This window comes from Desulfitobacterium dichloroeliminans LMG P-21439 (assembly GCF_000243135.2).
Lineage (GTDB): Bacteria > Bacillota > Desulfitobacteriia > Desulfitobacteriales > Desulfitobacteriaceae > Desulfitobacterium > Desulfitobacterium dichloroeliminans.
The window spans coordinates 3,309,037-3,323,769 of the sequence record NC_019903.1 but is presented as its reverse complement, the minus strand read 5'-3'; the positions used below and the strand labels follow the sequence as shown (position 1 = coordinate 3,323,769).

Below are 14,733 nucleotides of genomic sequence, written 5' to 3'. Positions count from 1 at the left end.
ACTAGTGATTGCTAACTAAGATAAAGCAGAGTCTTACCCTGATATATAAGATGAAAACTAAGTATGTAATAAGGTGAAAACAAAGTATGAATGAAGTGCCAACCACTGTTGCCCAGACAAAGAAAGTTCGTGGTAAAACCTATCGCAAAGCCAATATCGCCCTAGGGCTTTCCGCCTTGGGCTTAGCTATCGTGTACCCTTTTCAAGGCTCCTTTGGGGGGGGACTTCTCACCAGTGGCTGCACGGCAGCTTTAGTGGGAGGATTAGCGGATTGGTTTGCTGTGAAAGCCCTCTTTCGACGCCCCTTAGGAGTACGACCGGGAAAAGTGTTCCGCACAGAGATCATTCCCAGGAATCGGGAGCGAATTTTTCAAGCCTTAACCGATATGGTGGAAAAGGAACTTCTCTCGCAAGAAGCCCTTCAGAAAAAGCTCGAGACCTATGATTTTGCAACTCCGGCCATAAAAACCTGGGATGCCTTGGGACGGGAACGTGTAGGACCCATCCTGGATCAGTTTTTACTGCAACTCCAGGTCCCACTGAGCCTAAGCTTAGAAGATTTGAAAAAAGAGAATGAAGCGCTTTTTCGACAAGAAAGCTTAAGTGAGAAACTCGATCCCCTTGTTGGACATGCACTGCTTCAACTATGGGAGAACGAAGAGGGCAAAAAGCTGATTACAGCGGGAGCCACAACGCTTGGCCTGTGGATTCAAGAAACAGAGGTACATCTATGGTTAACTCATTGGTTAGAACATGCTATTGAACGCTATATCAGTGAGAACCCCTCCCGACGCTTCCTCGTCATGTTTCTGCCCGAGCCCTCGGACCTGGCTTTAAAGCTCCAGAATCAAATCTCAGATTATCTTAGGGAAGAAACAACCCAAGCAGAGATTGGCCAATGGCTCAAGCAACAGGCGCAGAACCAAGCCTACCGTTTAACAGCAGGGGAGGAACCCGACCCCCCCAGCCAAAAGACAACCTACTGGGCTACGACTACCGTGATGAAGTTATTGCAAGAGCTCGCCAAGGGTTATCTGGAAAAGCTCGATGTCATGGCAACCACCTCAAAACGGGGAGAACAACTTCTCGAAGGCCTAGAGAGTGGGATAGCCTCCCTCAAGGAAAGTCCGGAAAAGCAGGGAGATTTTAATGCTTATGTGCAAGCGAAAATCATCCCCCTCATTAATTCGAAGCACCAAAAGATAGGGCAGCTGGTCCACGAAGGTTTGGAGAAATACTCCAATGAAATGCTCGTAGAGCTAATCGAATCAAAAGCCGGAGAAGACCTCCAGATGATCAGAATTAACGGTTCAGTAGTCGGAGGTCTAGCCGGAATGCTTATTTACCTGGCAAGTAGCTTGCTTTAAAAGACACGGAGGACAACTATGAATTACCAACGCAAAGCTAATCTAGTTCTAGGCAGTGTTTTTCTGATATTCCTTTTGGCAATAGGACTAAGATACCAATGGCCAACTGCCCAAGGGTTGCGCTTCTTCCTCTTTGTCAGTGAAGCTGCTCTGGTAGGCGGACTTGCCGACTGGTTTGCTGTGACTGCTCTCTTTCGCAAACCCTTGGGTTGGTCCTATCACACGGCGCTTATCCCACGTAATCGGGAAAAGATGACAGAAGCCATCGTATACATGGTCCAAAATGAATTGCTTAGTGAAAACCTCATGCGTCAAAAAATCCAAAGCTTCCATCTAAGCACTTGGTTTACAAATACCATACAGAAGTCAGGCGGAGCACCATGGCTTGCTGAACGATTGAGCCAAGGTCTGGTACACTGGTGCAAAAAGGCTGATATCCCGCAGCTAAGTAAGAAAATTGAAGCTCTGCTTAAGGATAAGATGCTGACAGCGGGTCTGGCCAAACCCATGCTCGCCCAAGGGCGACTTTTACTGGAGAAACAAGAATTCGATCAGCTACTGGATCAAGGCCTCAAAAAAGTCCTCGATTTGGCCACACAGCCCCAAGCCCGGGAAATTCTCGTCCAAGTCCTTGGGCAAATCCAAGAGCAGCAAGTGGGCAACGGTGGGAAACTACAGAAAACTATTCTGGGACTTTTCCAGGTGACGGATGGTATCAACCTAGAGGAAGCAGCGGAAGCTTTGCAGATAGAATTAATTCTCCATTTAAGAGAATTACAAATTCCCCACCATGCTGTTCGTGGTCAGCTCAAGGAAATTTTGAAAAGCAAGCTTAGGACACTAGAGGGGGACGTCGATGTCTTAAATGCCCTCGAAAACTGGAAGAACACCTTTATTACTGAGGCGAAGCTGGAAGCCCCCCTGAGGATCCTCTTGGAGCAGGTCTTTAAGTCCTTACGGGAAGGAAAGCTCCCGACCGGTCAAGAACTCACCCCCTTCCTGCAACCGATTCTTGAAAAATGGTTGTCAGAGTTTGAAGAGGATTTATCACTGCAACTTAGCTTAGATCAGCTCGTTCAAGATTTGCTGATTCATGCCCTACAAAGTGAGCATGTTGTTATCGGTCAAATCGTTCGTGAAACGCTTCAAAGTCTTAACGAAGAGGAACTCAATCGTTTTATCGAAGATAAGGCGGGAAACGATCTCCAGTGGATTCGCATTAATGGCTCATTAGTCGGAGGAATTGTCGGTGCGGCTCTTTTTGTGATTTTGAATTATGGCTATAGTCCTTTGTTAAAGTTTTTATCACTGACCTAATGCGCTTGCCCCCGAACAACTATTAATAAAAAGTTTATTTGACCTGTCTGGTTAGGAATGATATAAATTATATTGGACCGACCGAACGGTCGGTTCTGAAAAAACTGACAACTTATATGATTAATTCATGTGCGAAATTACATAGCTCACACAAAGGCACGACTATGAGGAGGAAGATGTTTAAGGAGTAAACACACGCCAATGGATAGTAGGACTCAGTAAACATTATTAACTATTAAGACTCGAAAATGGAGGATCCCCTAAGTGGCAAAAGAAGAAAAAAGGTTAGAAATCCTCAAGGCTGCCCTTAAAGTCATCTCGGAGATGGGCTTTGAAGGGGCTAAGATGGAGGATATAGCAAAAGGAGCAGGAGTCGGCAAAGGCACGATTTATGAGTATTTTGAGAGCAAGAATACTTTATTTACAGAGATGGTCCATAGTTGCACTAAGCTATTTCAAGATGGATTAGCGGACACTTTGGCAGATGGAAAAAACCTCGAAGAGAAAATTCGCAATCTATCCGCACATAATGCACATTTTATCGCATCTCATGCCTTACTCTTCAATGCGCCCGTGGCCCATCAATCCTTTCCGGAAGAAACCAAGGAACAGATCAAGAAGGATTGGAATGCTTTTTTCGCGACCATCGAGGAAGAAGTTGGCAAGGCCATGCTATCCCAAGAGATTCGCTCAGACCTCGATCCAGAGATGATTACAGCCATAATTATTGGTGGCTTGAATCAATACTCCGTGAAAAAACTCTTCGGAGATAACTTAACTCCTGAGGAAATCAATCATGCTGGAATTGCCCAATTGATGATTGCAGGGCTTAAACAGTAGACCTAAAATCAACACTCATAAGATCACATTAAAACTAAAACTACAACTAAAAGTAAAAGTAAAACTAAAACTAAAACTAATAGGGCTTAGCCCAAATGGAGGATTATAACTATATGAAGCTAAGGTTTCGCGTATTATCTTATGTACTAGTACTTGGTTTAAACCTAACGAGTGCGGGGTGTAGCCCCCAAGCGTCCGCTACAGTGGCGGAAGAGGAATCCTATGTACCTGTTGAAATCCAATCTGCAGCATCGAAAACCTTGGTAGAGAGTGCCGTGTTCAGCGGTAAAGTGACCTCCGACCAAGAAGTATCCCTTATCCCTAAAATGCCAGGTGAAGTGTCAAGCATCAGTGTCAAAGTTGGAGACCAAGTTCAAGCTGGGCAAGCGCTTTTCGCAATGGATACCAGTGACTTGCAAGCATCTGTAGATTCAGCATCCATTGGGGTGCGCAGTGCCGAGATCAATTATGCAATGACGAAGGATTCTGCAGACACCGCCAAAGCGAATTTGGAACGTCAGAAGGCTCTCTTCGAAGCAGGTGCTATTTCCAAGGTCCAGATGGAAGGCGTAGAAAGCCAAGCAGCTGCCGCGGAAAATTCCTTAGCATTAGTAGAGGTCCAGATGGAACAAGCCAAGAACGGTTTAGCTCAAGCTCAAAAGGCCATCAACGATATGACGGTGACTGCACCAGTGGCTGGCACCATCTCGGCGATCAATGTGGTTGTCGGACAAATGGCTTCGCAAGCTATGGCCGCCGTGACCATCACCCAGATGGATGCCCTTTACGTATCCTTGAGCGTACCTGAGAATATCGTCAATAACCTCAAAGTTGGGCAAGTATCTAACATCATCATTAATTCAGCAGGGGAAAAAGAGCTCAAAGGAACCTTGACCAGCCTTGCACCCGCCGCAAATCCCCAGACAAATCTTTACCCGGTCGAAGTGACTATTGACAACCCCGCCAACCTGGTCAAGCCGGGCATGTTCGCCAAAGTTGAGATTCCCATCGAGACCAAAGTGAATGTCCTCGCTCTCCAAAGTGAAGCAGTGGTTTTGAAAAACGGCGAATCTGTTGTCTTTGTGGTTGAAGAAGAGCGTGCTGTCGCTAAAAAAGTGACCCCCGGTCTGGATACGGGAGCTGAGGTGGAGATCCTCGAAGGACTGCAAGTTGGAGAACAAGTCATTATTAAAGGGCAAACCTTGGTTGAGCACGGAAGTAAAGTCAAGGTGGTAGGGGGTAATGAATCTTGAAACTAGCGGAAACCTCCGTCAAGCGCCCTGTCACCATTATTATGACGGTTCTAATCGTGATTCTCTTAGGGACCGTTTCCTTGTCACGTCTTCCTATTGACCTTTTCCCGGAGTTTGAGCTACCTATGGCCATTGTCATGACGGATTATTCGGGAGTTGGTCCTCAAGAAATTGAAAAGCTGATTACCAATCCCATTGAAGGTGTCGTCTCCTCCGTGGAAAATATTGACTCGGTAACCTCTACCACTACGCAAGGGTCCTCCATCATTATGGTTAATTTTAAAACGGGCACCGATATGAACTTTGCCACTCTGCAGATGCGCGAAAAGATTGATATGATCAAGTTTGCCTTGCCGGAAGGGGCCAGCTCCCCCATGGTTCTGAAACTTGACATCTCCATGATGCCTATCATGCAGCTCACCATGACCTCCGAGAGTGCAGATTTAGCGCAGCTGCAAGCCTTGGCTGAAGATGACGTCAAACCGCGTATTGAACGGGTTAAGGGGGTTGCCTCCGTCTCGATCAGTGGCGGTTATGAAAATGAAATAAAAATTTCAACCCACCAAGAGAAAATGCAGGGCTATGGGCTCAGCATCAGCGCCTTGGCCGGTGTCCTTGGGGCGGAGAACCTCAACTCTCCAGCAGGGGAAGTCCAAAAAGGAAATCAGGATCTTACCATTCGTACCACGGGAGAATTCCAATCTCTAGAAGAGATTGAAAATCTCCTCATCCCCCTGAACACAGGAGGACAGGTTCGCTTGAAGGATATTGCTGATGTCGAACTCGGACATACCGAATTGGCTGGAGTTTCTCGCACCAATGGGGTACAAAGCGTTAGCATTTCCGTTCAAAAGCAATCAGGAACGAACACCGTCGCGGTGGCTGAGGATATTGCTCAGGCCATTAATGAATTAAAGGGCGAATACCCAGACCTGTCCCTGGATGTAGTATACGATGAATCGGTGTATATCCAACAAACTATCGATACCGTGTCTCGTGAAGCACTTCTTGGCGGCCTTTTAGCTATCGTCATCCTCTTTATCTTTTTCCATAATCTACGTACCACCTTTATTACCGCAACCGCCATTCCGATTGCCGTCATGGCAACCTTTGCTTGTCTTTACTTCTTGGATGTCACCATTAACATGATGACCTTAGGTGGCCTGAGTTTGGCCATGGGGCGTCTAGTCGATGATAATATCGTGGCCCTAGAGAACATTTACCGCTACCGACAAGCGGGGCACTCGAAAGTTGAAGCTGCCATTAAAGGGGTCTCGGAAGTCGGCATGGCCATTACCGCCTCGACGCTCACTACAGTCGCGGTATTCTTGCCCATCGTCTTTGTAGAAGGATTAACCGCAACTCTCTTCCGGGATTTAGCACTCACCGTAGGTGTTTCCTTAGGAGCGTCCCTACTCGTTTCCTTAACCTTGGTCCCCGCTTTATCCGCCAAGATTATGAAAGTCGGCGAAATCCCGGAAGGCCGCACCGGTCTCAAAGGGCTCTTTGATCGATTTGGCAGAGGCTTTGACAACGGATTCAGCAGAGTGGAAAAAAGCTATCGACGCTTCTTACATTATGCACTCGGCCATCGTAAAACCATTGTCATCGGATCGGTTTTGATTTTTATCCTCTCCGGGGCAACGACCTTTTTCGTCGGAGCGGAATTTATGCCCGCTTCCGACGCCGGACAGCTTACGGTCAATGTTAAGCTGCCGGATGGAGCTCAACTAGAAGATACGGATGCCGTCATTGCCGAAGTTGAAAAGCAATTGGAAGGAATCAGCGAGGTTCAAACGGCCTTCACCCAAGTCGGCTCAGGCGGTCTCAATACCTTCGGAAGTGCTTCCGGAAATTCGGGATCGGTCATGATTCAGTTGATTCCCCTTGCCGAACGAAATCGCAGCGTCACGGATGTAGCTGAGGAGCTGCGGGCCTTGACGAAGGATATTCCCGGTGCCGAGATCGATGTCGCCATTACTGATATGATGTCCATGGGAACGTCCTCTCCTATTAGTATCGCTATCAAAGGAGATGAGCTTGACCAACTGGAAGTGGTTGCCACAGATATTCAAGCCATGGTAGCTTCTGTGGAAGGCACCCGGGAAGTCAAGACCAGTATGGGCGAAGGGATTCCCGAGGTTCAAGTCGCCATTGACAGAGAAAGAGCCTCCAAGTATGGTCTTACAGCGTATCAAATCGCCAACGGACTAAAAGGGACCCTCTCGGGAACTACGGCTACCCAATATCGCTACGAAGGAAAAGAAATTAACGTCGTCATCTCAGGCGATGAGACCTTCAAACAGTCCATTGCCAACTTAGAGCAAACGCCTATTACAACCCCTCTGGGTATTAGCGTACCCTTAAGCCAGATTGCTGAAGTCAGCATCGAACGCGGACCCACGGCTATTGAACGGGAAGACCAAGCTCGTGTCGTGCGAGTCACCAGTGATATTGTAGGTAGCGATTTGGCTGGTATCACCAGCGCTATTCAAACTAAGCTGGATGGCTACCAACTTCCCAATGGCTATGTCTATGAAATGGGCGGAGAAAACGAAGAGATGATGCAATCCTTCGCAGATTTAGCTATGGCTCTAGTCCTGGCTATTGTCCTCGTCTACATGATTCTGGCCGCCCAGTTTGAGTCCTTGATCCATCCCTTTACGATTATTTTCTCCCTACCCATGGGCTTCTCAGGAGGAATGCTCGGACTCTTTATTACCGGTAGCTCAATCAGCGTTCCAGCCTTTATCGGGCTCATTCTTTTGACGGGTATCGTGGTCAGTAATGCCATCGTTCTAGTGGACTATATCAACAAACGCCTAGAGATGGGCGATACTCGCGAAGAAGCCATTGAAAACGCCGGTCCTGTTCGTTTGCGTCCCATCATCATGACCTCATTGACCACAGCTCTAGGCCTGATACCTATGGCCCTAGGCATGGGAGAGGGCTCAGAGACCATGGCACCCATGGCCGTTGTGGTAGTCTTTGGTCTAACCCTATCCACTGTCTCAACACTCATTCTCGTGCCAGTAATCTACACCATGAACGACGACTTCAAAAACTTCTTAAAACGCAAAGGCAAACGCAAAGCGAAAGGCGTACCCTCTATGCCGACTGAAGTTCAAGCATAAAAGTAAAAAAGGGGACAGGTACCTTGATTCATCTGAGAATCGGTACCTGCCCCCTTTTTTCATTCCCATTATTCATTCGCGAAAAGGGCCTACACTAACGGTCTTCAAAACCGTTATCTTTACTTTCATTTATTCTGTTATTCCTCATCCTCATCCTTATACTTACTAAACTCCATCTCAACCTTCCGCAGATGCTCATAGGTCAAGCGGCGAGCCAGATCAGCATTCTGATCACGAATCGTCTCATAGATACTGCGGTGATCCTCTAAGAGACGAGCGGTAGTTCCCGCTGTAGCCGACATCCACAGAGCACGAGTCACTTGCAACGTCTGCCCCATAATCTCCTGTACAGTATTCATCATTCGATCGAGAAGGGGATTATCGGTGGCCTTGGCTAAGGTCAGATGGAATTTGAGATCAAGTGCTTCACTATTTTTGGCTTCAGGCAGGTCCGCCTCCATCTGTTCGATGAGTTCTTTGAGAATAGCTAGGTCCTCTTCCTTGCGGCGCTGAGCCGCTAAACCGGCAGCTTCCACCTCTAAAGCCTTACGAACCTCGAGAATATTCTGCAGTTTATCTTTTTCCAAAAGGAGAATAAAAGTCAGGGGTTCAATAATGGCGTTGGAAGCATTAGCTTTCACAAAAATGCCCCCGCCTTGGCGAATCTCTAGAATACCGGTTAAGCTAAGAGCAGCTAATGCTTCGCGTACTGAGGTGCGCGAGACTTCGAAGCGCTCAGCAAGCTCGTTCTCGGTAAGAAGGCGATCACCGGCACAGAGTTCCCCCTTCACAATTAGGCCCTTAATCTGCTCTAAAATGATTTCCGTGGTGCGTTTACTCTTAATGGGTCGAATATCCATCTTTCTACCTCACAAATTCAAAAGAGTGCGTCGTGTCATCAGAGTGCATAAAGTCATAACCTGCGTATTCGCTTCCGTAATCGTGATCATGTTTCCGCAGAGTCCTCTATCTTTTGTATAATTCTTACTTATTTTAAAAGTATACCACAAAAGGTGAAGAAGTAACTAGTGAAAACGCGAACTAAATAAAATCCGAAAATCTGAAAGTTTTCGCTAATCCAAAAAGTTCTTTTTTTCGCAAAGTAGGAATCTATCTAATTAGAGCGAATAAACTACAGTAAGTACTTAACCTATCATAGGATGGTCAGACCACTAAGGTCATTTTTAAGGAGGATTTAATGCTATGTTAAAAGCGGAAGCTTTGAATGAACTCATCCAGGTTTTGGGAAAAGAACATGTCATCACGGAACATGAAGAACTTTTGACATACTCCTACGACGCGACTGCAGCAATGCCCCGTCAAACTCCGGATGTATTCATCACCCCCCAGACCACCGAGCAGGTCTCTGAAGTTATGAAGATCTCTGCGAAATACAATCTGCCTGTTTATCCTCGTGGGTCAGCCACAAATCTCAGCGGTGGGACTATCCCCATCGAAAAGGGCATCGTCATGTCCATGTTGCATATGAACAAAATCTTAGAAGTAGATGATGAGAACCTCACAGCATCGGTACAACCCGGTGTCATTATCGCTGATTTGAACAATGCCGCTATGGAGCATGGTCTATTTTATCCTCCCGATCCAGGTACAGTGAACACTGCAACCATGGGTGGCTCAGTTTCCGAGTCCTCCGGCGGCTTACGTGGACTGAAGTACGGTGTGACGAAACACTATGTCATGGGTATGAAGCTAGTCCGTGCCAACGGAGATATCATTAAATGGGGCGGCAAAACTGTGAAGAATGTGACCGGATATGATCTGACCGCCTTATTCACAGGTGCGGAAGGCACCCTAGGTATTATTACAGAGATCCTTGTTAAACTAAACCCCGTACCGGAATCCAGAAAAGCCCTCCTCGGAGTATTCGATGATATCGATAAAGCCGGTAATGCGATCTCAGCGATTATTCGCAACAAGGTTATTCCGGCAACCCTAGAAATTATGGACAATATCACCATTCGCACCGTGGAAAACTTCACCCATGCCGGGCTTCCCGTCGATGCTGAAGCGATTCTGCTCTGTGAAGTGGATGGTTATATAGAAGCAGTGGAGCGTGAAGCTGCCCTAGTAGAGAAGATTCTTAAAGAGCAGGGTGCTATAGAAGTCAATATCGCTAAGACCGACGAAGAACGGGATAAGATTTGGTTTGCTCGTCGTCAGGCCCTCCCGGCACTTGCCCAACGCCGACCCACCACCGTATTAGAAGATGCTACCGTACCCCGCAGTAAGATTCCGCATATGATCAAGGAGATTCGTCGTATCGCTGACAAATACGACTTGCTCATCGGAACCTTCGGACACGCAGGGGATGGTAATCTGCATCCCACCATTTTAACCGATGAAAATAACAAGGAAGAAATGGAACGTGTAGAAAAGGCAGTCGAAGAAATCTTCCAAGTGGCTGTATCCTTCGGTGGTACTCTCTCCGGAGAGCACGGGATCGGCATGGCTAAAGCTAAATTTTTACCATTAGAGTTTGGGGAAGCTGGAGTAAAACTCCTCCGGGATATAAAAGAAGCCTGCGACCCAGATTATCGTATCAACCCTGGCAAAATGGTGAGGAGGGACTAAGGTGAGTATATTCAGTTCACTTGACTCCATCCAAGACGAATTAAGTAAATGTATGAAATGCGGAAACTGTCAAGAGGTTTGCCCTATCTATAAAGAAAACCGCCGCGAAGTCTCGGTGGCCCGGGGTAAAATCAGCTTGATTCAGATGGTCATGAGTGGCGAAGTTGATCTCACGGAAGGAATCGCTGATCGTTTATCCCTCTGTACCACCTGTATGGCGTGCAATAAGATTTGTCCTTGTGGAGTCCGTTTTGACAAAATTATTTTGGCCGCTCGGGCCGAAGCTGTTCGTAAAAAGGGCTTACATCCGATTAAGAAAATTGCTTTCAACACGATCAAAGCCTATCGACTCTTTGACTTTGGCATGAAAGTTGGCAGTACCTTCCAAGGGCTAGTTATGAAACGTGTCCATGGCAGCGATAAAGGCGCGCGTCTGCGCATCAATATCGGTCTTGGTAAAGAAAATATCTTGCCGAATCTGGCACCTCGTCCCTTAAAAGATGAACTGCCTGAAGTCACTAAAGTCGAAAACCCCAAAATGAGGGTAGGTTACTATATTGGCTGCATGACCAACTATTTCTATACCGATATGGGTAAAGCGGTTGTCGCAGTCCTCAAAGAAAACGACTGTGAAATCGTCGTTCCTAAGGATCAAGGCTGTTGCGGAACTCCTGCTGCCGTCAATGGCGATGTGGAGTCAGCTAAGGAATGCGGGCGACGCAACCTGCGAGCTTTCGAGAAACTGAATCCCGACGTCATCATCTCCAACTGTTCATCCTGCGGCGAAGCTTGGAAACACACTTTCCCACAGCTTTTCGACGATGAGCCGGAAATGAAAGCCTTAGCCGACAAATGGGCAGCACGGACCTATGATATCGCTGAATTCCTCATTCATAAGGTACCCTTCAAAAAAGAAGGTCTGGGACCTGTGAAGCGTAAAGTAACCTATCACGATCCTTGTCACTTAAACCGTGGACAAGGAATCAATAAAGAACCCCGTGATATCCTCAGATCCATTCCCGATCTTGAATTTATTGAAATGAAGAAACCAGATCGTTGCTGTGGAATGGCCGGATCCTTCTACTTGGTGCACCCGGATCTGTCCGGTCAGATCGGCGAAAAGAAAACCGCGGATATTGCGCAAACTCATGCCGATACCGTAGTCACCGGTTGTCCCGCGTGTCGCTTACAGCTGACCAGCGGCGTCATGAACGCAGGCATAACTGAAAATGTCATGCATACCGTGCAAATCCTCGCTGAATCCTATGAAGCAGGAAAAAGATAAGCACCTAACCATAACATGTGCAAACAAGGAAATGGCTAAGCAATCCTGAGCGAAGAAAGAGCAGTGCAAACGCAAGTTTGCACTGCTCCATTTATGTGAATTACACACCTACCCCCATAAAATAACAAAGTATTGCTAATTAAGAGGAAAAACTCTTATTCTTGTAGAAATAAAGCAATTATGATTTTATGAGCTGGTTGTAGTTTTATTTTACATACTGGTAATACTATGAAGGAGTGAAGACATGGATTTAACAGCGGTTATCGCTAATGAAATTGTTGACTTTATTTATGAGCAATGTGGGTATCATAGTATTGTCTGTGATAAATCAGCGCGGATTATTGGTGATTCGGCGAAGACACGACTTGGTGTGGCTCATAGCGGAAGTCAAAGAATTCTTACGAGCAACCAAGAGGTAGCTGTCATTACTGCCGAAGATGCTGAGAAATCCGGGGGAACCATGAAGGAAGGCTACAGCCTTGCCATCAAGGTGAATAGAGAGAAGATAGGTAGTTTCGGTATTGCCGGCCCCTTAGCCATTGTTACACCCATCGCTAAGGTCGCTGCAGGAATGGTCATTAAGACCCTCAGAGAAGATGAAGTCAAACAAACCCTTCGCGATCAAGTCCATAGTCTGACCGCTGCCTTGGGTCAAGCTGCGACAGCTATTGAGGAAATGGTCGCTTCTTCACAGGAAGTGGCCTCCATCAGCCAATCTGTCTCCACGAAAGCTCAGCAGGGATATGAACAGGTTAAAGCAACGGAAGAGATTCTGGAATTTATCCGCCGCGTATCCAAGCAGACGAACCTTCTCGGCTTGAATGCGGCCATTGAAGCTTCCCGAGCGGGAGAACACGGACGAGGCTTCCAAGTCGTAGCGGGAGAGGTCCGCAAGCTGGCCGAAGACAGCAACCGTTCAGCTAATGATATCCAGATGCTTCTTCAGAACTTCCAAGATACCATCGAGTCAGTCACCGAGGGCGTGACCGAGAGCGGCAAAATCAACCTCGAGCAAGCCAAACATACTCAAGACATTTCGGAAATGGTCGAAGGAGTTAAAAAGGTGGGGCAGCAATTGACACAGTTAGCCGATGCTCTATAAACTCATTATGATTAATAATTTGTCGGTATTTTTTATTTGACCTTATTTGACCTTTATACTAAAATAAGAATATCAGGACAGGATAGACTGAGACAAAAAAATCGGATAAAGAATACAAGGGGGATTCATAATGAGCTATTTGGTACCTATGGTTATTGAACAAACCAATCGTGGAGAGCGTTCCTACGATATTTATTCCCGGCTGCTTAAGGATCGGATTATCTTTTTGGGTGGACCGGTCAGCGACGATGTGGCCAATGTGATTGTCGCTCAACTGCTGTTCTTAGAAGCTGAAGATCCGGAAAAGGATATTTTCTTATACATTAATAGTCCCGGTGGATCCATCTCAGCCGGCATGGCTATTTATGATACCATGCAATACATTCGTCCGGATGTGCATACCATCTGCGTCGGATTGGCAGCCAGTATGGGAGCCTTCCTCTTAACAGCCGGAGCAAAAGGAAAACGGACAGCACTTCCCAATGCAGAAATACTCATCCATCAGCCATTGATTGGTGGCGGGGGCATTTCCGGTCAAGCTACCGAAATCGAAATTCATGCCAAGCATTTACTCCGTATCAAAGAACGGATGAATCGCATTTTGGCTGAACGTACGGGCCAAGCGTTCGAACAGATTGAAGCGGATACAGACCGTGATCGCTACATGACCGCTGAAGAAGCGAAGACCTACGGTCTTATCGATGAAGTCTTGGAAAAACCGCTACAAGCAAAAAAATAAGGAATTGGGGACTGGTTTTGAACGAGGAAGTCGTCAAAGAAACCGGTCCCTATCTTTATCCGACGACTATAGGGAATAGGGTATTCGCTAAGGAACGACTGGAAAAGATATACAAGGCATTATAATATAGTTATACTATACATAACCTTATCTATTTAGAGAGCTTCGTCTTAGGAAGGATTAGAGGGGATTGAGTATGCGAAGAATCAAGAAGGCCATCATTCCGGCAGCAGGGTTAGGCACACGTTTTTTGCCAGCAACGAAGGCTCAACCCAAAGAGATGCTGCCTATCGTGGATAAACCAACTATTCAATACATCGTTGAAGAAGCTGTTAATTCAGGAATCGAAGATATTATTATCGTCACCGGACGCAATAAGAGGGCCATTGAGGATCATTTCGACCGTTCTATTGAGCTAGAGACCTTTTTGCAAAAGAGCGATAAAAACGAGCTCTTAGGCATGGTCCAAGATATCGCGCAACTGGTGGATATCTACTATGTGCGTCAAAAAGAAGCCTTGGGTCTAGGTCATGCAATCTACAGTGCGAGGAAATTCATCGGGGATGAACCCTTCGCGGTGCTCCTAGGTGATGATATCATCCATTCGGAAGTGCCCTGTCTGAAACAAATGATCCAAGTTTACGAACGACATGGTGCCAGCATTGTAGGAGTACAGCAAGTCCCCCTTGAAGATACCTCAAAGTACGGGATTGTTGACGCCGTTCCTTTTGACGAGAGTCTTTATCGGGCCCTGGATTTGGTGGAAAAACCCCGCCCTGAAGATGCCCCGAGCTCCCGCCTAGCCATTATGGGCCGCTACATCCTTAACCCCGAGATTTTTGACATCCTCGAGAACGTCGCTCCCGGCAAGGGGGGAGAAATTCAACTGACCGATGGACTAAAGGAACTGGCGAAATCCCAAGAGATTCTTGCCTATCAATTCGATGGCCAGCGCTACGATGTGGGAGACAAGCTAGGCTTCGTTCAAGCCACCATCGAATATGCCCTCCGTCGGGAGGATCTCTCCGAACCCCTCATGCACTACCTGAAACAGCTTATCAAGTAAAGAAGTGAAGCAAGGGGACAGGTCCCTGTTTTCATTAG

General features: G+C 46.8%; 11 protein-coding genes. 10 read left to right on the top strand and 1 reads right to left on the bottom strand.

The window, feature by feature from the left end; genetic code table 11:
* Nucleotides 1–86: 86 nt before the first annotated feature.
* The 5 genes from DESDI_RS15770 to DESDI_RS15750 all read left to right on the top strand — a co-directional run bounded on the left by DESDI_RS15770 (nt 87) and on the right by DESDI_RS15750 (nt 7,911).
* Nucleotides 87–1,367 (top strand): DUF445 domain-containing protein, encoded by a 1,281-nt coding sequence (locus DESDI_RS15770; RefSeq protein ID WP_015263607.1) that lies wholly within the window; start codon nt 87–89, stop codon nt 1,365–1,367.
* A gap of 18 nt (nt 1,368–1,385) precedes the next feature.
* Nucleotides 1,386–2,684, top strand: a complete 1,299-nt coding sequence (locus DESDI_RS15765; RefSeq protein WP_015263606.1) for a DUF445 domain-containing protein — start codon at nt 1,386–1,388, stop codon at nt 2,682–2,684.
* Nucleotides 2,685–2,948: 264 nt separating this feature from the next.
* Nucleotides 2,949–3,524, top strand: a complete 576-nt coding sequence (locus DESDI_RS15760) for a TetR/AcrR family transcriptional regulator (protein WP_015263605.1) — start codon at nt 2,949–2,951, stop codon at nt 3,522–3,524.
* A 113-nt stretch (nt 3,525–3,637) separates the two neighbouring features.
* Nucleotides 3,638–4,777, top strand: coding sequence for an efflux RND transporter periplasmic adaptor subunit (locus DESDI_RS15755; protein ID WP_041219547.1), 1,140 nt, complete (start codon nt 3,638–3,640; stop codon nt 4,775–4,777).
* Nucleotides 4,774–7,911 (top strand): efflux RND transporter permease subunit, encoded by a 3,138-nt coding sequence (locus tag DESDI_RS15750; protein ID WP_015263603.1) that lies wholly within the window; start codon nt 4,774–4,776, stop codon nt 7,909–7,911. The genes DESDI_RS15755 and DESDI_RS15750 overlap by 4 nt, the downstream gene beginning before the upstream one ends.
* A 137-nt stretch (nt 7,912–8,048) precedes the next feature.
* On the opposite strand, the gene DESDI_RS15745 is transcribed toward DESDI_RS15750, so the two are convergent.
* Nucleotides 8,049–8,771 carry a FadR/GntR family transcriptional regulator gene (locus tag DESDI_RS15745; RefSeq protein WP_015263602.1) on the bottom strand — a complete coding sequence of 241 codons (723 nt, stop codon included), beginning with the start codon at nt 8,769–8,771 and terminating at the stop codon, nt 8,049–8,051.
* Between the two features lie 343 nt (nt 8,772–9,114).
* Here DESDI_RS15745 and DESDI_RS15740 point away from each other — a divergent pair, with 343 nt between their 5' ends.
* The 5 genes from DESDI_RS15740 (at nt 9,115) to galU (ending at nt 14,695) form a co-directional block, all read left to right on the top strand.
* Nucleotides 9,115–10,503 carry an FAD-linked oxidase C-terminal domain-containing protein gene (locus DESDI_RS15740; RefSeq protein WP_015263601.1) on the top strand — a complete coding sequence of 463 codons (1,389 nt, stop codon included), beginning with the start codon at nt 9,115–9,117 and terminating at the stop codon, nt 10,501–10,503.
* 1 nt (nt 10,504) lies between these two features.
* On the top strand, nt 10,505–11,788 hold the full coding sequence (locus DESDI_RS15735; RefSeq protein WP_015263600.1) for a (Fe-S)-binding protein: 1,284 nt from the start codon (nt 10,505–10,507) through the stop codon (nt 11,786–11,788).
* 244 nt (nt 11,789–12,032) lie between these two features.
* On the top strand, nt 12,033–12,890 hold the full coding sequence (locus tag DESDI_RS15730) for a sugar diacid recognition domain-containing protein (protein ID WP_015263599.1): 858 nt from the start codon (nt 12,033–12,035) through the stop codon (nt 12,888–12,890).
* A gap of 130 nt (nt 12,891–13,020) precedes the next feature.
* Nucleotides 13,021–13,629, top strand: a complete 609-nt coding sequence (clpP, locus tag DESDI_RS15725; RefSeq protein ID WP_015263598.1) for an ATP-dependent Clp endopeptidase proteolytic subunit ClpP — start codon at nt 13,021–13,023, stop codon at nt 13,627–13,629.
* A gap of 196 nt (nt 13,630–13,825) precedes the next feature.
* Complete coding sequence (gene galU / locus DESDI_RS15720) at nt 13,826–14,695, top strand: UTP--glucose-1-phosphate uridylyltransferase GalU (protein ID WP_015263597.1); 870 nt, start codon at nt 13,826–13,828, stop codon at nt 14,693–14,695.
* Nucleotides 14,696–14,733 lie beyond the last annotated feature (38 nt).